Raw genomic sequence first — 16,232 nt, forward strand, 5'->3', positions numbered from 1 at the left:
GGGGAGGGAGCGACCGCTCCTGCTCAGCGTGCGATCGACGCCGCGACGAGCCAGAGCGCGATGCTCAGCACGAGGGCGATCAGCGGGTACCAGAGGGCGCGGCGCTTGCGAGACAGCGCGACGATGCCCGCGACCGCCCCGATGACCGCGAGGGCGAGAGGCAGGTAGCCGCCCAGCACGATGGCGACGGTGTTGTCGTGATTGCCGATCGCCCACATGAGCGAGACGAAGAAGAGCACCACAGCCGCGCCGACCGAGAACCCGATGAGCAGCAGTGTGGCCACGAGGTCGCCGAGGCTCCGCTCCACCCGGGCCGAGCCGTTCGTCATCGGTCCAGCCCGATCTCGTAGTGGACGAACCCGGTGGAGGTCGCCACGCGGTCGTAGAGCGTGCGGGCGGTCGTGTTGGTCTCCTGCGTGAGCCAGTACACCTTCGCGGCGTCGCGCTCGCGCGCCCACTCGGTCACGTGCGCGATCAACGCGCGCCCGGCGCCGGAACCGCGCGTGTCGGGCGCGACGAAGAGGTCCTCGAGGTAGACATACGGCGCCGCCGACCAGGTGGCGGCGTGAGTGAGCCAGTGGACGAAGCCGATCGCGCGGCCGGCGTCGTCGGTCGCGAGCGCCCCGTGGATCGGGAACTGCGGGTCGAGCAGCCGGTTCCACGTGAGCGCGGTCTGCTCGTCCGAGAGCTCCGACTCGTAGAACTCGAGGTAGCCGTGCCACAGCGGGAGCCAGGCGTCGCGGTCGGCAGGGGCGAGGGGGCGGATCTCGGTCACGACACCCGAGGCTAGCGGGTCGGGAGCCTACGCGAGGGCGGTGCGGGCGGTGCGGCGTGCCGGAGCGCTGAGATCGCCTCCGCGCCGGGCGAGGAATTCCTCCAGGCGGGTCGCGTCGACCCGGCCGATCTCCCGCAGCGCGACACCGACGTTGGTCTGCACCAGATGCTCCGGGTCAGCGGCGAGGAGCTCGCACAGGGCGAGCGGGTCGTCCAGGTCGCCGGCTCGGATGATCGAGAAGGCCGCGGTGATCGCGGTACGCCGATGCCAGCGGTCATCGGAGCGCGCGAGGTCGAACAGCACGTCACGCGGCCGGTCGAGGAGATACAGCCCCACCACGCGGGGCGCCGACCGGTCGATGTAATCCCACGTGTCGATGCGGTCGAGTCGGCGCATCCAGAACTCGTACAGCGCCGCGCGATCGACGCCCTTCGTGCGCGCCTGGAAGTCGAGGATCGACACGGCGACCATCCGCATCTCGTAGGCATCCGAGTCGAGCAGCCGATCCACCTCGCCGAGCGGCATCCGTTCGTTCGCCTTGGCGATGTCGAAGACCGTGCCCATGCGCACGCCGATCACCTCGGTGCGCTCGTCGGTCATGCGCCGCTGGATCCTGGCGCGTTCGTCAGCGGATGCCGCGCCCTCCAGCGCCGCGCGGACGCCCGCCGCCGTGGGCAGCCCGGCGCCCGGCTCAGACACCGTCCGAGATGCCCGACGGGCGCAGTTCTGCGCCTGCGTGAGCGAGCTCGGCGAGCGCGGCGTCGCTCGAATGCGGAGCAACCCCTGCGACGAGATCGGTGAGGACGCGGACGTGCCGGCCGTGCTCGATGGCGTCGAGGCCCGAGGCGCGCACGCAGTAGTCGGTGGCGATGCCGGCGATGTCGACGTCGACGACGCCGTGCTCTTCGAGCAGGTGCGCGACGGTGACGCCCTCGTCCGTCGTGCCCTCGAAGAGGGAGTACGCGGGCTTCCCCTGCCCCTTCTTGACGTGGTGCGTCACGGCCGAGGTGTCGAGACCGGGGTCGTACTCGGCACCCTCGGTGCCGCTCACGCAGTGCACGGGCCACGTGTCGACGAAGTCCGGCTCGGGGTGGAAGTGGCCGCCGTTGTCGCCCTCGGCGTGATGCCAGTCGCGCGAGGCGACGATGACCGCGTACTCCTCGGCGTGCGTAACCAGGTACTCCGAGATGCGCCGGGCGACGGCATCCCCGCCCTGCACCCCCAGCGCCCCGCCCTCGGTGAAGTCGTTCTGGACGTCGACGATGAACAGCGCCTTGCTCATGGTTCGAGCGTACGCCGATACTCCTCCCGGGTGAGCGGGTGGCCGTCGTCCGCGACGAGCTCGGGGTCCGTCTCCGCGGGGAGGGGCGCCTCGTCGTGTGCCGCTGCTCCTCCGGCCGGAAGCGCATGGTTCCGTTCCTGCGGGGCGTCGGAGCCCGTCGGCGGGAGGGAGGAGGAGTCGGCGCCCGCGTCCCTTGCGTCCTTCCGCCACAGCTTCGACGGCCACCAGATCGCCGGGCCGATGTCGTACGAGAGCGCGGGGACGAGGAGCGAGCGCACGACGAAGGTGTCGAGCAGCACGCCGAACGCGACGATGAATGCGATCTGCGCGAGGAAGAGGATCGGGATGACGCCCAGCGCCGCGAAGGTCGCGGCGAGCACGAGCCCCGCCGAGGTGATGACCCCGCCCGTCGCCACGAGCCCGCGCAGAATGCCCCGGCGCGTGCCGTGGACCAGCGATTCCTCTCGCACGCGCGACATCAAGAAGATGTTGTAGTCCACGCCGAGGGCCACGAGGAACACGAACCCGTACAGCGGGACCGCCGGATCGGCGCCCGGGAACCCGAAGAACTCGTTGAACACGAGCGCGCTGACGCCGAGTGCGGTCGCGAACGACAGGATCACCGTCGCGATGAGCAGCACGGGCGCGAGGATCGACCGCAGGAGCAGCATGAGGATGACGAGGATCACCGCCAGCACCACGGGGATGATCACGGTGCGGTCGCGCGTCGAGGTGTCGTTCGTGTCGATGTCGGTCGCCGTCTCGCCGCCGACCACAGCGGTGCCGGCGCCGAGCGCCTCGTCGAGGTCGGTGCGCAGCTCTCGCACGGTGTCCTCCGCGGCGACCGAGTCCGCGGCATCCGTCAGCGTCCCGATCACGAGCACGTCGCCGTCCGAGACGGTCGGCTCGGGTGCGGGCGTTCCCGGTGGGCCTGCCGCGGCGAACACGGGCTCGCCGTCCTGGACCTCGACGGCGGCCTGACCGGTCGGCGAGTCCTCCGACGCCACCGCGACCGAGTCGACGCCGTCCGACGCCTCCAGCACCTCGACCGCTCCGGCGAGCTCCTCCTCGGGCACGATGACGTACACCGGCGAGCCCGAGCCCGCCGGGAAGTGCTCGGCGAGCACCGCCTGACCGTCGCGGGCCTCGGATGCCCCGAGCACGAGATCGCTCGTCGGCACGCCGTCCGCCTTGAGCTGGGTGATCCCGAACGCCCCGGCGAGCAGCACCACCGTGCACGCGACCCACACCACGCGCGCGTGCCGCGCGACGAACCGCGCCTGACGCGGCCACAGGCCCTTCACCGGCTGGGTGAGATCGTCGGGGATCATCGCGAGCGGCTGCTTCGGGATGAACGGCCAGAAGGCCGCGCGTCCGCACAGCGCCAGCAGGGCGGGGAGGAACGTGAGTGCGGCGAGCATCGAGAAGACGATGCCGATCGATGCGATGGGTCCGAGCGCGCGGTTGGTGGCGAGGTCGGAGAGCAGCAGGCACAGCAGGCCCGCGATGACCGTCCCGCCCGATGCGAGGATCGGCTCGAACGCGCCGCGCCAGGCCGAGAGGGTCGCATCCCACCGCCGCGCTCCTGTCGCGATCGCCTCGCGGAAGCGCGCGACGTACAGCAGCGCGTAGTCGGTGGCCGCCCCGATGACCAGGATGAAGAGGATGCCCTGGACCTGCCCGTTCAGCACCACGATGCCGGCGTAGGCCAGCCACCACACGGTGAGCAGCGCCGCGCACAGCGCGAAGACCGACGTGGTGAGCACGAGGACGGGCAGGAGCGGAGACCGGTAGACGATCACCAGGATGATGAACACGGCGATCAGCGCGACGCCGAGGAGCAGCCCGTCGATGCCGAGGAACCCCTCGACGAGATCGGCGGTGAACCCGGCCGGCCCGGTGACCCAGCCCTCGAGGCCTTCCGGAAGGTCTTCGGCCACGAGCGCGCGGATCTCTCCCACGATCTCGCCGATCTCGCCGGCGGAATCGATGGGGACGAAGACCTGCACCGCTTCGCCGTCGTCCGACGGGATCGGCGGCGAGACCTCGTCCTGCACGCCCTCGACCTCGGCGATGTCGTCGACGAGGGCCTGCACGTCGGCGATGTCGTCTTCCGTCAGCTCGCCCTCGCCGGTGACGACCACGACCGCGGGGATGCTGTCCTCGCCGAGGAAGTCGGCCAGCCGCTCGTTCACCTGCGTCGCGTCCGCGCTCTCGGGCAGGAACGACGACCGGTCGTTCGTCGACACCTCGTCGACCTTGCCGAAGTACGGTCCGCCGATGGTCCCGGCGGCCAGCCAGAGGAGCACGAGGAGCGACGGGATGCCGATCCGCAGCCAGCGGGAGGGGCTGCGACGCGCGTGTGAGGGCGAGGTCATATCGCTAGCTTATCTAGCTATCTCCCTTCTGCGCGACTCTGATCCGGATCCGCTCCTAAGCTCAGGACGATGCTCCCCGCGGCCCTGGCACTGATCGGCGCCCTCATCTACGGCTCCGCCGACTTCCTGGGCGGGTTGGCGGCCCGCCGGCTGCGCTCGATCGTCGTCACGGCCGCTTCCGCTCTTTCGGGCTTCCTGGCGCTCGCGCTGGCGCAGACACTCGTGGGCGCACGGTGGACCGCAGCCGACGTCGCGTGGGGCGTCGCCGCCGGCGCGGTCGGCGTCGTGGCCGTTGCGCTCCTCTACGCCTGCCTGGCGATCGGCCCGATGAGCATCCTCTCCCCGCTGACGGCGGTCGTGTCGGCGGTCGCACCCATGACGTGGGGGCTCGTGGTGGAAGGCGACGCGCTCGCGCCCGTGGGCTACGCCGGCCTCGCCGTGGCCCTCGTCGCCGTCGTGCTGGTGGGATTCCTGCCCGGCGAGAAGGTCGCGCGCCCGAGCGCCCGCGGACTCGCGATGGCCATCGGGGCGGGACTGGCGATCGGCGCGTTCCTCATCGTGCTCGACCAGACCTCCGCCGCCAGCGGGCTGGTGCCCCTCGTCATCAGCCGCGCGACGAGCACGGCGCTCACCGCCGGCATCCTCGGCGTGCTCGTCGTGATCGCGTGGACGCGCGGCCGGCGCACGCGCACGGTCTTCGAGGCCGGCGGCGCGCAGCTCGGCGCGACGCCCAGCGGGCACGCGGATCTCGAGCATGCCTCCCGGCATCCGGCGCCGGACGGCGGCGTCACCGTCACCTGGCGACGGGCGTGGGTGCTCGCGATCGCCTGCGGGGTGGTGGACGCGACCGCCAACGCCCTTCTGCTCCTGGCGCTGCGCTCGGGCGACCTCGCCGTGGTCTCGGCGCTGACGGCGCTCTACCCGGCGGGCACCATCCTCCTCGCCGCCTTCCTGCTGCGCGAGCGGATCGCCCCGGTGCAGTGGATCGGGCTGCTGCTCGCCCTCATCGCCGGCGGCATGCTCGCCGCGGCCTGAGCGCACCTCAGCCGCGGACGAACAGCATCACGAGCGACGTGAGCAGGGCGACGAGGCCGAGCGTCAGCATGCCGACGGCCAGCAGCGCGACCGCGCGCACGGCGGGCGAGCGCTGCGTCAGCCGCAGGCGGTTTCGAGAGCCGCGCCGCACGAACACGTCCGCCATGTCGGCGTCGCCGATCCGGTGCTCCTGCTCGTGCGTCAGGCGCGCTTCGCCCACGCCTCCGGCATCGTCGAACCAGCGCGCCAGCCGGCCGTCGCCGTCCGGAGAGTGCTCGATGACCGCGCGCGTGGGCACCCAGGTGCCGTCGAAGAGGTACATGATCAGGGCGACGCCGGCCAGCAGGGCGCCGATGCCGAAACCGACCCACGAGAAGATCTCGGCGAGGGCGTCGATCGCCTGGGACACCGCACCACCGTCCTTCGGATACGGAAAACGGCCGCCTTCCGCGGCCGTTCCGGTTCTGAGCCACCTAAGGGAATCGAACCCTTGACCTATTCATTACGAGTGAATCGCTCTGCCGACTGAGCTAAGGTGGCGCGCTTCGCTCGCGCGATGCACAAGCAACGATCTTACAGGGTCGGACGCGTGCTCGCGAACCACGTCCCGATGCGCACCGTCCGGGACTCGATACCGGTTCACCATCGACTCGGTGTCGACGTGTTACGGATCGATTCGGACGCCTCCGACCCGGCACGTAGGTTCGAATCCGGTCCGCGACGAAGCGTGCGCGGTCCTCCCGGATCGTGCGCGGTCATCCGCCAGGAGCGGACCTCGATCCACAGGAGTACGCACATGCCCACGCCTCGAAAGCTCATCGCCACCGCAGCACTGGTCCTTCCCCTCGCCCTCGTCTTCGCGGGCTGCGCGAGCGGCGGAACGGATGCCGACTCCGCCGGCGGTTCCGCCGAGAACGAGGTCGTCCGCATCGGCGTCGTCAACTCCGGCGACGAGTACTGGGAGACGTTCACCGAGGCGGCCGCCGAGGAGGGCATCGAGGTCGAACTGGTGAACTTCACCGAGTACACGCAGCCCAACCCGGCGCTCTCGGCCGACGAGCTCGACCTCAACCAGTTCCAGCACGTGATCTACCTCGCCACCTACAACGTGCAGAGCGACGACGACCTCCAGCCGATCGGCTCCACCGCGATCTACCCGCTCGGCCTGTACTCGACCCAGTACGACTCGGTCGACGACATCCCCGAGGGCTCCACCGTCGCGGTGCCCAACGACGAGTCCAACCAGGCGCGCGGCCTTCTCGTTCTGCAGTCGGCCGGTCTCATCGAGCTCGAGGACGGCGGTTCGGCGTTCTCGACCGTGGCCGACGTGCTGCCCGACTCGAAGGTCAAGGTCGAGGCCATCGACGCGTCGTTCACGGCGACCTCGCTGCCCGACGTGGCTGCGGCCATCGTGAACAACGACTTCCTCACCGACGCGAACCTCACCGCCGACGACGCGATCGCGCAGGACGACCCCTCCGACCCGTCGGCGATCCCGTACATCAACATCTTCGCGGCCAAGGCGGAGGACGCCGACAACCCGACGTACCTCAAGCTCGTGGAGATCTACCAGAACACGCAGGACGTGCTGGACGGCGTCGTCGAGGCCTCCGGCGGCACCGCCGTGCTGGTGAAGACGCCGGTCGACGACCTCGTCGCGTCGCTCACCGACGTCGAGGACGACATCCGCGCCAACTCGTAACGCCCGCCATACCGCGGCATCCGCTGTGCGGCCCGTCCACGCCTCTCGCGTGCGGGCCGCACACGCGCGTTCCGCCCAGGAGCACACATGACCCTCATCCGCCTCACCGGCGTGACCAAGTCCTATCCCCCGGCCTCGAAGGGCGGCGCACCCGTCGTGGCTGTCGACGATGTGTCTCTCACCGTCGAGGCCGGTGAGGTGTGCGGCATCATCGGCTACTCGGGCGCCGGCAAGAGCACGGTGCTGCGGCTGATGAACGCGCTGGAGACGCCCACCGCCGGAAGCGTCGAGATCGACGGGCGCGACGTCACCCGCCTGCGCGAGCGCGACCTCCGCGCGCTGCGCGGCGACATCGGCATGATCTTCCAGCAGTTCAACCTCTTCGACTCGCGGACGGTCGCCGGCAACATCGCCTATCCGCTCGAAGTCGCCCGCCGACCGCGCACCGAGATCGCCGCGCGCGTGGACGAGCTGCTGCGCTTCGTCGGCCTGGCCGACAAGGCGAAGAGCTACCCCGAGCAGCTCTCGGGCGGCCAGAAGCAGCGGGTCGGCATCGCGCGTGCGCTCGCGACGAGCCCCCGCATCCTCCTCGCCGACGAGGCGACGAGCGCCCTCGACCCCGACACGACGCAGGAGGTGCTCGCGCTGCTGCGCCGCATCAACCGCGAGCTCGGGGTCACGATCCTCGTCATCACGCACGAGATGGACGTCATCCGCGCACTCGCGGATCGCGTCGTCGTGATGGAGAACGGACGGATCATCGAGAGCGGGTCCGTCTTCGACGTGCTGTCGTCGCCCGCGCAGGCCGCCACGCGCCGCTTCGTGGCGAGCATCATCGAAGACGTCCCCGCGGGCGAGCAGCTGCGCACGCTGCACGACCGCCACCCGGGACGCATCGTGACGGTGCAGATCCGCGAGGGAGGCACGCTCGGGGACGGCGGCGTGACGCAGGCCGACCTGTTCGCGGCGCTCTCGTCGCACGGCGTGCGGTTCGAGCTCGTGCACGGCGGCATCAACGACATCGGCGGCCGGGTCTTCGGCCACCTCACCCTGGCGCTGACCGGAGAGGCGGATGCCGTGCAGCAGGCGATCGACGCCGCCTCGGCGTTCGCGCCGCTCATCGAGGAGGACGTCCGTGGATAGGCTCGTCGATCTGCTCCCCGAACTCTGGGCCGCCACGGCCGAGACGCTGTACGTCGTCTCTCTCAGCCTGGTCTTCGGCGGCATCGCCGGGCTCTTCGTGGGTCTCGCGCTGTACGCCACGCGCCCCGGCAGCCTCTTCCCGAACCGGTTCCTGTTCAGCACGCTGAACGTGGTCGTGAACTTCTTCCGCCCGATCCCCTTCGTGATCCTCCTCGCGGCCGTGCAGCCGCTCGCGCGGGCGCTCGGCATCCCCGGCATCGGACCGGAGTTCGGCATCTTCGCGATCACGATCGCCTCGCTCTTCGCCATCAGCCGCATCGTCGAGCAGAACCTGCTCACGGTGCGGCCCGGCGTGATCGAAGCGGCGCGGGCGACCGGCGCGAGCCGCTCCCGCATCCTGCTGCGCCTGCTCCCCCGCGAGGCGCTCGGCCCGCTCATCCTCGGCTACACGTTCATCGTCGTGGCGCTGGTCGACATGACCGCCATCGCGGGCGCCGTCGCCGCCGGAGGACTCGGCGAATTCGCGATCGTCTACGGCTTCAAGCAGTTCAACCCGTGGGTGACCTGGGCTGCGGTGCTCGTCATCATCGTCATCGTGCAGCTGGTGCAGTTCCTCGGCAACGCCCTGGCGCGGCGAGTGCTGCGACGCTGACGCAAACGGACGTCGGGCCTGTCACTCGCAGTACAGGCCGTCCTCGGGGACGGTACCGTCGAGCAGATACGACTCGACGGCCGCATCGACGCACGCGTTGCCCTTGTTGTAGCCGGTGTGCCCCTCGCCCACGCGGGTCACGAGCACGCCCGACGAGAGCTGGTCGGCCAGCGAGACCGACCAGGAGTACGGAGTGGCCGGGTCGTTCGTCGTGCCGACGACCACGATGGGCGCCGCGCCGTCTGCGGTGATCGGCCCGCGCACGCCGGTGGCCGGGTAGGGCCACACCTCGCACGTGTCGGGACCGCCCCAGTACGGCGCGATCGTCGGCGCCTCGGCCTCGAGGCGCGCCCGCGCCTCGGCACGCTGCTCGTCGGTGGTGCCGACCGGGTAGTCCATGCAGTTGTACGCGGTGAAGGCCTCGGTGGAGTTGTCGAGGTACTGCCCGTCCTGCCGGTTGTAGTAGAAATCGGCGAGCTGGAACGCCACGTCGGCGTTCCCCTGCAAGGCGTCGGTGAGGGCCAGCGTGAGGTAGCCCCAGCTCTCCTGCGAGTACAGCGCCGAGACGATGGCCGTCATCAGGGAGTCGGCGCCGAGCAGGCGGCCGTCGGATGCGCGGATCGGGTCGCGCTCGACACTCGCCAGAAGCGTTGCGAGGTCGGCCATGGCGTCGTCGACGCTCCCGCGGAAGGGGCACTCGTCGTCCGTGAGGCAGTCCGCCATGTAGGCCCGCAGAGCCGATTCGAACCCGACACCCTGCACCGTGCCCAGCTCGAAGAGCGAGACCGACGGGTCCACCGCGCCGTCGAGCACGAGCCGGCCGACCTTCTCAGGGAAGAGCTCGGCGTACGTCGCACCGAGGAGGGTGCCGTACGAATACCCGAGGTACGAGAGCTGTTCGTCGCCGAGCACCGCGCGCATGAGGTCCATGTCGCGGGCGGAGTTTTCGGTGGTGATGTACGGCAGGATGCCGTCGCTGTTGGATTCACACGCCTCAGCGAACTCCGTCTGGCGCTCGACGATCTCGTCGGTCCAGGCATCCGATCTCCGCTCGCCCTCGGGGATGTCGAAGAGGTAGGCGTCCATGTCGGACGCGTCGAAGCACGACACGGCCGTGGATTCGCCGACGCCGCGGGGGTCGAAGCCGATCACGTCGTACTGCTGCCGTACGGGCTCGCTCACGGCGAAGCCCACGGAGTCGCGGATGAGCTCCACGCCGCTCGCACCGGGCCCGCCGGGGTTCGTGAGCAGCGAGCCGATCGGCTCCGCCGTGCCCTCGGGGCGGCTGCGGATGACCGAGAGCTCGATGTCGCCCTTCGAGGGGTCGGCCCAGTCCAGTGGCGCGGTGACGGTCGTGCAGTCGAAGAGGTCGTAGCAGGTGGACCAGTCGAGCGTCTGCCCGTAGTAGGGCAGAAGCTCGGCCGGGACGCCCGCCGTGACGGGCGTCTTGCTCGTCGTCGGCCGCGGCGCGGCGTCGGGGATCATGGCCGAGAGGCAACCGCTCAGCATGAGGGTGGCGGCCACCAGGCTCGCCATCACGGCCGCCACTCGGGCGCGGCGCAGCGGGCGGCCGGCTCGAGACGATCGGTGAAGAGGCGTCGGGTTCACGGGGTCCTTCCGCTCGCCACGGTGACGAGCATGCTCTCGAGGGCGAGCGCGGGAGCGGCGTTGAGTTCGAGGTTCTCGCGTGTGACCCCGATGCGGTCGACGACGGTCAGCGTGCGCTCGGGCGCCCACGCGGTCGCGAGGGCGCGCAGATCGCTCTCGAGCTCGCGGTTGATGAGGTCGCCGTCGCGACCGAATTGGATCATGAGCACGTCGCGGAACATCGACTCGAGATCCGTCAGCACGCGGTCGATGCCGTCGCGGAGGCTGCGCGTGGCGCGCCGCTTCTGCTCGTCATCGAGGGCCGACAGCTGCGACCGCACTGCGGGCGGGATCGCGGCGCCTTCGGCGATGCCGAGGGTCCGCAGCAACGTGGCGCGTTCGGCCTGATCGCGCTCGGCCGTGAGCGCCTTCGCGTCGTCGGTCGCGGCTGCCACGATGGCGCCCGCGACCTCGACCGCGTCGCCGACCCCGCGCACCGCGAGCACGCCGCGCAGCGTGGCATCGCGGCGGGCGCGGGCCGCGGCATCCGTCGCCAGTCGCTGGGCCATGCCGATGTGCCGCTGCGCATGACGGGCGGCCTGCTCGGCGATCGCCGGGTCGACGCCGCTGCGGCGCACGATGAGCTCGGCGACGTCGGCGACATCGGGCTCGCGCAGCCGCAGCGTGCGCACGCGCGAGCGGATCGTGGGCAGCAGGTCGGCGTCGCTCGGCGCGCACAGCACCCACACGGTGCGCTCGGGCGGCTCTTCGAGCGCCTTGAGGAGCACGTTGGAGGTGCGCTCGGCCATGCGGTCGGCGTCTTCCATGACGATCACGCGGTACCGCCCGAGCGACGGCGCGAAGTAGGAGCGTTCGACGAGCGACCGTGCGTCCTTGATCGAGATGATCACGCCCTCGGTGCGCAGGGCGGTCAGGTCGGGATGGGTGCCGGCGAGCACCTGCTGCATGGTGCGCTCGTCGCCCGGCTCGGCGATGAGCGCGGCGGCGAACGCGTGGGCGAGCGTCGAGCGGCCCGATCCGGGCGGCCCGGTGATGAGCCAGGCGTGCGTCATGGACGCCGGATCGGATGCCGCCTCCCGCAGCGTGGCGACCGCGGCGTCCTGCCCCCACACGTCACCCCACGGCACGCCGTCGGCAACAGCCCCGCGCGCCTCGGGCGCATGCGCGGGCGCGGGCGGGGTCGCGGCATCCATCCCGCCCAGCCTAACCGCCGCCCCCGACGCCGCCTGCCGGGCACAGCAGCTCCACAGCCGCGCGCTCCGGCACGCCTCGCGAGACCGGGGTCAGGCGAGCAGCCCTGCGATGCGCGCCCGCACGTCTGCGGCCAGTTCGTGCGACGGGCGCGCGGCGTCGAGCACGAGGAAGCGCTCGGGCTCGGCGGCCGCCAGCGTGAGGAACTCCTCACGCACCCGGGCGTGGAAGTGCTCCTTCTCGGCCTCGAGCCGGTCGAAGGGCTTGTCGTCGGCGTCGAGCCGCAGCCGCGCCGCGGCCGGGTCGAGGTCGAGGAGCACGGTGACGTCGGGCAGGAGCCCGCCCGTCGCCCACAGCGAGAGGTCGCGCACCTCTTCGCGGCCGAGCACGCGTCCGGCCCCCTGATAGGCGACCGACGAGTCGATGTAGCGGTCCTGGATCACGACGTCGCCGCGGGCGAGCGCCGGACGCACCAGCGTCTCGACGTGGTGCGCGCGGTCGGCGGCGTACAGCAGCGCCTCCGCGCGCGGTGCGATCTCGCCCCGGTGGTGCAGCACGATGTCGCGGATCAGCAGCCCGACCTCGGTGCCACCGGGCTCGCGCGTGCGCACCACCGTGCGTCCGGCATCCGTCAGCCACTCGTCGAGAAGTGCCGCCTGCGTCGTCTTGCCGACGCCGTCACCGCCCTCGAACGTGACGAACAGCCCGCGTGCCGCCGGCCGCCCCTCGGTCGCGGCGGCCGGATCCGATGCGCCGCCCGCCGTCACTTCTTGGCCGCGGGCTTGCGGGTCGTGGCGCGGCGCGTCGGGCGCTTCGCCGGTCCCTTCGCCCGCTTGTCGGCCAGCAGCTGGACGGCACGCTCGAACGTGACTTCCATCGCATCCTCGCCGCGCGGGATGGTCGCGTTCGTCTCGCCGTCGGTGACGTACGGGCCGAAGCGGCCGTCCTTCAGCTTTATCGGCTTGCCGCTGGTCGGGTCGGCCTCGAACTCCTTGAGCGCCGAGCTCGCCCCGCGCCCGCCGTACTTCGGCTGGGCGTAGACGGCCAGCGCCTCTTCGAGCGTGATGTCGAAGATCTGCTGCTCGCTCTGCAGCGTGCGCGAGTCGGTGCCCTTCTTGAGGTACGGGCCGTAGCGGCCGTTCTGCGCGGTGATCGGGGCTTCGGTCTCGGGATCGATGCCCACGGTGCGCGGCAGATCGAGGAGCTTCAGCGCCGTGTCGAGGTCGATCGTGTCGACCGACATCGACTTGAACAGCGAGGCCGTGCGGGGCTTGGGCGCCGCCTCCTTCTTCGCCCCGCGCTTCTTCGGCGCGGGCTCCGGCTCGACGGCGACGACCTCGCCGGTCTCCTCGTCCACGACCTCCTCGGCCGGCGGGTCGGTCTCCTGCACGTACGGACCGAAGCGGCCGTCCTTCACGACGACGAGCTTGCCTGTGGCGGGGTTCTCGCCGAGCACGCGGTCCCCGGCGACGGGGGCGTCGATGAGCTCCTGCGCGCGGGCGGGAGTCAGCTCGTCGGGCGCCAGATCCTCGGGGATGTTGACGCGCCGCGGCTCGGCATCCGGCTTCTCCTTGTCGGCCACCTCGAGGTACGGGCCGTACTTGCCGAACCGGAGCGTCGCGACGTCGCCGATCGGGGTGGAGTTCAGCGCGCGGGCGTCGATCTCGCCGAGGTTGTCGACGATGTTCCGCAGGCCGACGTGGTCGCCCGAGCCGAAGTAGAACTCGCGCAGCCAGTCCTGGCGCTTCTGCTCGCCGCGCGCGATCGCGTCGAGGTCGTCTTCGAGAGCCGCGGTGAAGTCGTAGTCGACCAGGTCGGCGAAGTGCTGCTCGAGCAGGCGGACGACACTGAACGCGAGCCAGCTCGGGATGAGCGCCTGCCCGCGCTTGGTGACGTAACCCCGGTTGAGGATGACGTCGATGATGCTCGCGAACGTGGACGGGCGGCCGATGCCCTTCTCCTCCAGCGCCTTGACGAGGCTGGCCTCGGTGTAGCGCGGCTTCGGGCTCGTCGCGTGCCCCTTCGGCTCGACATCGCGCAGCCGCAGCACGTCGCCCACGGCCATCGCCGGCAGCGACTGGTCGTCGGACTTGTCGCTGTCGCCGCGCTTCTCGTCGCGGCCCTCCTCGTACGCCTCGAGGAAGCCCTTGAAGGTGTAGACGGTTCCGGATGCCGTGAACTCGGCGCGGCGGCCGCCCGCCGAGACCTCGAGGGTCACGGTCGTGGTCTCGTACTTCGCGTCGGACATCTGGCTGGCCATGGTGCGCTTCCAGATGAGGTCGTACAGGCGCAGCTCGTCGCGGTCGAGCTGCCCCGACACCTCGGAGGGCGTTCGGAACGTCTCACCCGACGGACGGATCGCCTCGTGCGCCTCCTGCGCGTTCTTGCTGTTGTTGCGGTAGCTGCGGGGGTTCGGCGGCACCGACTTGTCGCCGTACATCGCGACCGCCTGCTCGCGCGCGGCCTGCACGGCCTGCGTCGACAGGGCCGTCGAGTCGGTGCGCATATAAGTGATGTACCCCTTCTCGTAGAGCCGCTGCGCGACGCCCATGGCGTGCTTGGCGCTCATCGAGAGCTTGCGACCGGCCTCCTGCTGGAGGGTCGAGGTCGTGAACGGGGGCTTGGGGCTGCGCGTGCCGGGCTTGGATTCGAGGGCGGTGACGGATGCCTCGGCCGCCGCTTCGATCGCGGCCGCGAGTTCGCGCACCTGGGCCTCGTCGAGGACCAGCACCGCCTTCTTCAGCTCACCGCGGTCGTCGAAGTCCGTGCCGCGCGCGAGGACCGCACCGTCCACCCGGGCGAGGCGGGTGGCGAAGGACTCGTCGAGGCCCTGCGGGCGGTTGGGCGCGGCGAGCGCCTCGATGTCCCAGTAGGACGCCGACACGAACGCCATGCGCTCGCGCTCGCGGTCGACCACGAGGCGCGTCGCGGCCGACTGCACGCGGCCGGCCGAGGTGCCCTGCTGCACCTTGTACCAGAGCACCGGGCTGACATCCCAGCCGTAGAGGCGGTCGAGGATGCGGCGGGTCTCCTGCGCGTCGACCAGCGCGAGGTCGAGCTCGCGCGTGTTGCCGACGGCGGCCTGGATGGCGTCCTTGGTGATCTCGTGGAACACCATGCGCTTGACCGGGACCTTGGGCTTCAGCGTCTGGAGCAGGTGCCACGCGATGGCTTCGCCCTCGCGGTCTTCATCGGTGGCGAGCAGGAGCTCGTCCGCCCCCTTCAGCGCGCGCTTGAGCTCGGCGACGGTCTTCTTGCCGCGCTCGCTCTCGACGTAATAGGGATCGAAGCCGTTGTCGATATCGATCGAGTACTTCCCGTAGGCCTCCTTCTTGTCGGCCGGGATGCTCTTCTTGTCTGCGAGGTCTCGGATGTGACCGACAGAGCTGAGCACCTCGTAGCCATCGCCGAGGTAGCCCTGGATCGACTTCATCTTCGTCGGTGACTCGACGATGACGAGCTTCTTGCCTTCTGCCAACGGGGGCGTCCTTTCTTCGACGCAAACCATACACGCCACTTCCCGGTACGAGGGCTGTGAGACCGGATCAGGGCGGTGGGCCGGCCCGCGCCGACGCGCGCGCCGTGAGCCCCGCGAACGGCATGGTCACCGTCACCGTCGCGATCAGCTCGTCGAGCTGACAGGACTCGAGCCCGGCGCCGAATTCTGCTGCGACCTCGGCCGCACGCTCGCACGGAACCCCCGTGATCGCCCCTGATGCCGTGTCGGCGGCGGCCAGGGCGCCGGCGTCAGCGGCGGCAGCGAGCCGCTGGCCGACGACCGCCGCGCCGCCGAGGGCCGCGAGCGACGTCGCGAGGATCGCGGTGGCCGCCACGACCCCGATCGCCGCCGTGCTGCCCGGCATCAACGACCCTCGGCGCGTCGGGGCTTCACAGGCCGCCCGCCAGCGCGCATCCCGCGGCGCTCACCCTCAGGCCGAAGAGGGCGGGCGCCGATGCGGTGACGCACACGAGGTCTCCCCGCGGCGCGATGGCGACGGATGCCCCGGCCACGCTGTCGACGACGGCACCGCGCACCCGCGCCTCGGACTCGCCGCGAGCGCTGAGGCGCGCGGCGTCGGCGACCGCGTCCTGCAGCCTCACCTGACGGCCCGCCGCGGCGAGCGCCCCCACCCCCACGACGAGCACGAGCACCACGGCGGGAAGCGCGACCGCGAACTCGGCCACGACCGCGCCGCCGTCGTCGCCCCGCCGCGGTCGCATCAGGCCACCGTGAGTGCGCGGCGCACGAGTTCGGTGAGGATGCCGCGCACCTCGTCACTGCGCATGATGACGACGAGGAGCCCGGCGAACGCGACGGCGGCCATGGTCGCGATCGCGTACTCCGCCGTGGCGGCGCCGGTGTCGTCGGGATCGTTCGGAAGGAAGAGGCGCTCGGCACGACGGCGCGTGAGGCGCGGAATGCGGTGGATGGTGCGGGGAGAGGACATGACAGTCTCCGTTCGGTC

17 protein-coding genes and 1 tRNA gene are annotated in these 16,232 nt (G+C 71.0%); 4 read left to right on the plus strand and 14 right to left on the minus strand.

Annotated elements, in window-relative coordinates; translation table 11 throughout:
* Nucleotides 1-23: 23 nt before the first annotated feature.
* Genes R8Z57_RS01815 through R8Z57_RS01835 form a run of 5 tightly spaced genes read right to left on the minus strand, consistent with a single transcriptional unit; the run spans nucleotide 24 to nucleotide 4,435 of the window.
* The gene (locus R8Z57_RS01815) at nucleotides 24-329 is read right to left on the minus strand and encodes a hypothetical protein (protein WP_318352045.1); all 306 of its coding nucleotides are present in this window, start codon (nucleotides 327-329) and stop codon (nucleotides 24-26) included.
* Nucleotides 326-775 (minus strand): GNAT family N-acetyltransferase, encoded by a 450-nt coding sequence (locus tag R8Z57_RS01820; RefSeq protein ID WP_318352046.1) that lies wholly within the window; start codon nucleotides 773-775, stop codon nucleotides 326-328. Before R8Z57_RS01820 ends, R8Z57_RS01815 begins: the two co-directional genes overlap by 4 nt.
* Nucleotides 776-802: 27 nt before the next feature.
* Nucleotides 803-1,474 (minus strand): DNA alkylation repair protein, encoded by a 672-nt coding sequence (locus tag R8Z57_RS01825; protein ID WP_318352047.1) that lies wholly within the window; start codon nucleotides 1,472-1,474, stop codon nucleotides 803-805.
* Nucleotides 1,467-2,057: an isochorismatase family protein gene (locus R8Z57_RS01830; protein ID WP_318352048.1), complete on the minus strand. Its 591-nt coding sequence runs from the start codon at nucleotides 2,055-2,057 to the stop codon at nucleotides 1,467-1,469. Before R8Z57_RS01830 ends, R8Z57_RS01825 begins: the two co-directional genes overlap by 8 nt.
* Nucleotides 2,054-4,435, minus strand: coding sequence for an MMPL family transporter (locus R8Z57_RS01835; RefSeq protein WP_318352049.1), 2,382 nt, complete (start codon nucleotides 4,433-4,435; stop codon nucleotides 2,054-2,056). Before R8Z57_RS01835 ends, R8Z57_RS01830 begins: the two co-directional genes overlap by 4 nt.
* 69 nt (nucleotides 4,436-4,504) lie before the next feature.
* Between R8Z57_RS01835 and R8Z57_RS01840 the strand changes: the two genes are divergently transcribed.
* Complete coding sequence (locus R8Z57_RS01840) at nucleotides 4,505-5,470, plus strand: EamA family transporter (RefSeq protein WP_318352050.1); 966 nt, start codon at nucleotides 4,505-4,507, stop codon at nucleotides 5,468-5,470.
* A gap of 7 nt (nucleotides 5,471-5,477) precedes the next feature.
* Here R8Z57_RS01840 and R8Z57_RS01845 read toward each other — a convergent pair whose 3' ends face one another.
* The gene (locus R8Z57_RS01845) at nucleotides 5,478-5,879 is read right to left on the minus strand and encodes a hypothetical protein (protein ID WP_318352051.1); all 402 of its coding nucleotides are present in this window, start codon (nucleotides 5,877-5,879) and stop codon (nucleotides 5,478-5,480) included.
* A 58-nt stretch (nucleotides 5,880-5,937) separates the two neighbouring features.
* Nucleotides 5,938-6,010, minus strand: a tRNA-Thr gene (locus R8Z57_RS01850).
* Nucleotides 6,011-6,266: 256 nt separating this feature from the next.
* Between R8Z57_RS01850 and R8Z57_RS01855 the strand changes: the two genes are divergently transcribed.
* The 3 genes from R8Z57_RS01855 (at nucleotide 6,267) to R8Z57_RS01865 (ending at nucleotide 8,967) form a co-directional block, all read left to right on the plus strand.
* Nucleotides 6,267-7,172 (plus strand): MetQ/NlpA family ABC transporter substrate-binding protein, encoded by a 906-nt coding sequence (locus R8Z57_RS01855; protein WP_318352052.1) that lies wholly within the window; start codon nucleotides 6,267-6,269, stop codon nucleotides 7,170-7,172.
* An 87-nt stretch (nucleotides 7,173-7,259) separates the two neighbouring features.
* Entirely contained in the window at nucleotides 7,260-8,315 is a 1,056-nt protein-coding gene (locus tag R8Z57_RS01860) for a methionine ABC transporter ATP-binding protein (RefSeq protein ID WP_318352053.1), read from the plus strand.
* Complete coding sequence (locus tag R8Z57_RS01865) at nucleotides 8,308-8,967, plus strand: methionine ABC transporter permease (RefSeq protein WP_318352054.1); 660 nt, start codon at nucleotides 8,308-8,310, stop codon at nucleotides 8,965-8,967. The genes R8Z57_RS01860 and R8Z57_RS01865 overlap by 8 nt, the downstream gene beginning before the upstream one ends.
* A gap of 21 nt (nucleotides 8,968-8,988) precedes the next feature.
* Here the strand turns inward: R8Z57_RS01865 and R8Z57_RS01870 are convergent, their stop codons facing one another.
* The 7 genes from R8Z57_RS01870 to R8Z57_RS01900 all read right to left on the minus strand — a co-directional run bounded on the left by R8Z57_RS01870 (nucleotide 8,989) and on the right by R8Z57_RS01900 (nucleotide 16,214).
* A complete protein-coding gene (locus tag R8Z57_RS01870; protein ID WP_318352055.1) occupies nucleotides 8,989-10,503 on the minus strand; it encodes an alpha/beta hydrolase in 1,515 nt (504 codons plus the stop codon).
* A gap of 68 nt (nucleotides 10,504-10,571) precedes the next feature.
* Nucleotides 10,572-11,768 carry a DNA polymerase III subunit delta' gene (locus tag R8Z57_RS01875; RefSeq protein ID WP_318352056.1) on the minus strand — a complete coding sequence of 399 codons (1,197 nt, stop codon included), beginning with the start codon at nucleotides 11,766-11,768 and terminating at the stop codon, nucleotides 10,572-10,574.
* Between the two features lie 90 nt (nucleotides 11,769-11,858).
* Nucleotides 11,859-12,533, minus strand: coding sequence for a dTMP kinase (gene tmk, locus R8Z57_RS01880; protein ID WP_318352057.1), 675 nt, complete (start codon nucleotides 12,531-12,533; stop codon nucleotides 11,859-11,861).
* Nucleotides 12,530-15,244, minus strand: coding sequence for a type I DNA topoisomerase (gene topA, locus R8Z57_RS01885; protein WP_318352058.1), 2,715 nt, complete (start codon nucleotides 15,242-15,244; stop codon nucleotides 12,530-12,532). Before topA ends, tmk begins: the two co-directional genes overlap by 4 nt.
* 67 nt (nucleotides 15,245-15,311) lie before the next feature.
* Nucleotides 15,312-15,629 carry an Rv3654c family TadE-like protein gene (locus R8Z57_RS01890; protein ID WP_318352059.1) on the minus strand — a complete coding sequence of 106 codons (318 nt, stop codon included), beginning with the start codon at nucleotides 15,627-15,629 and terminating at the stop codon, nucleotides 15,312-15,314.
* A 25-nt stretch (nucleotides 15,630-15,654) separates the two neighbouring features.
* The gene (locus R8Z57_RS01895; RefSeq protein ID WP_318352060.1) at nucleotides 15,655-15,987 is read right to left on the minus strand and encodes a TadE family type IV pilus minor pilin; all 333 of its coding nucleotides are present in this window, start codon (nucleotides 15,985-15,987) and stop codon (nucleotides 15,655-15,657) included.
* Nucleotides 15,987-16,214: a DUF4244 domain-containing protein gene (locus R8Z57_RS01900; RefSeq protein ID WP_318352061.1), complete on the minus strand. Its 228-nt coding sequence runs from the start codon at nucleotides 16,212-16,214 to the stop codon at nucleotides 15,987-15,989. Before R8Z57_RS01900 ends, R8Z57_RS01895 begins: the two co-directional genes overlap by 1 nt.
* Between the last annotated feature and the right edge of the window lie 18 nt (nucleotides 16,215-16,232).

It is taken from the genome of Microbacterium sp. M3, assembly GCF_033548675.1.
GTDB lineage: Bacteria > Actinomycetota > Actinomycetes > Actinomycetales > Microbacteriaceae > Microbacterium > Microbacterium arthrosphaerae.

Coding starts and splice junctions, on each gene's coding strand:
- R8Z57_RS01815 (WP_318352045.1), bottom strand. CDS start 329: ATGACGAACGGCTCGGCCCGGGTGGAGCGGAGCCTCGGCGACCTCGTG.
- R8Z57_RS01830 (WP_318352048.1), bottom strand. CDS start 2,057: ATGAGCAAGGCGCTGTTCATCGTCGACGTCCAGAACGACTTCACCGAG.
- R8Z57_RS01835 (WP_318352049.1), bottom strand. CDS start 4,435: ATGACCTCGCCCTCACACGCGCGTCGCAGCCCCTCCCGCTGGCTGCGG.
- R8Z57_RS01840 (WP_318352050.1), top strand. CDS start 4,505: ATGCTCCCCGCGGCCCTGGCACTGATCGGCGCCCTCATCTACGGCTCC.
- R8Z57_RS01855 (WP_318352052.1), top strand. CDS start 6,267: ATGCCCACGCCTCGAAAGCTCATCGCCACCGCAGCACTGGTCCTTCCC.
- R8Z57_RS01860 (WP_318352053.1), top strand. CDS start 7,260: ATGACCCTCATCCGCCTCACCGGCGTGACCAAGTCCTATCCCCCGGCC.
- R8Z57_RS01870 (WP_318352055.1), bottom strand. CDS start 10,503: ATGGCGAGCCTGGTGGCCGCCACCCTCATGCTGAGCGGTTGCCTCTCG.
- R8Z57_RS01875 (WP_318352056.1), bottom strand. CDS start 11,768: ATGGATGCCGCGACCCCGCCCGCGCCCGCGCATGCGCCCGAGGCGCGC.
- R8Z57_RS01890 (WP_318352059.1), bottom strand. CDS start 15,629: ATGCCGGGCAGCACGGCGGCGATCGGGGTCGTGGCGGCCACCGCGATC.
- R8Z57_RS01895 (WP_318352060.1), bottom strand. CDS start 15,987: ATGCGACCGCGGCGGGGCGACGACGGCGGCGCGGTCGTGGCCGAGTTC.
- R8Z57_RS01900 (WP_318352061.1), bottom strand. CDS start 16,214: ATGTCCTCTCCCCGCACCATCCACCGCATTCCGCGCCTCACGCGCCGT.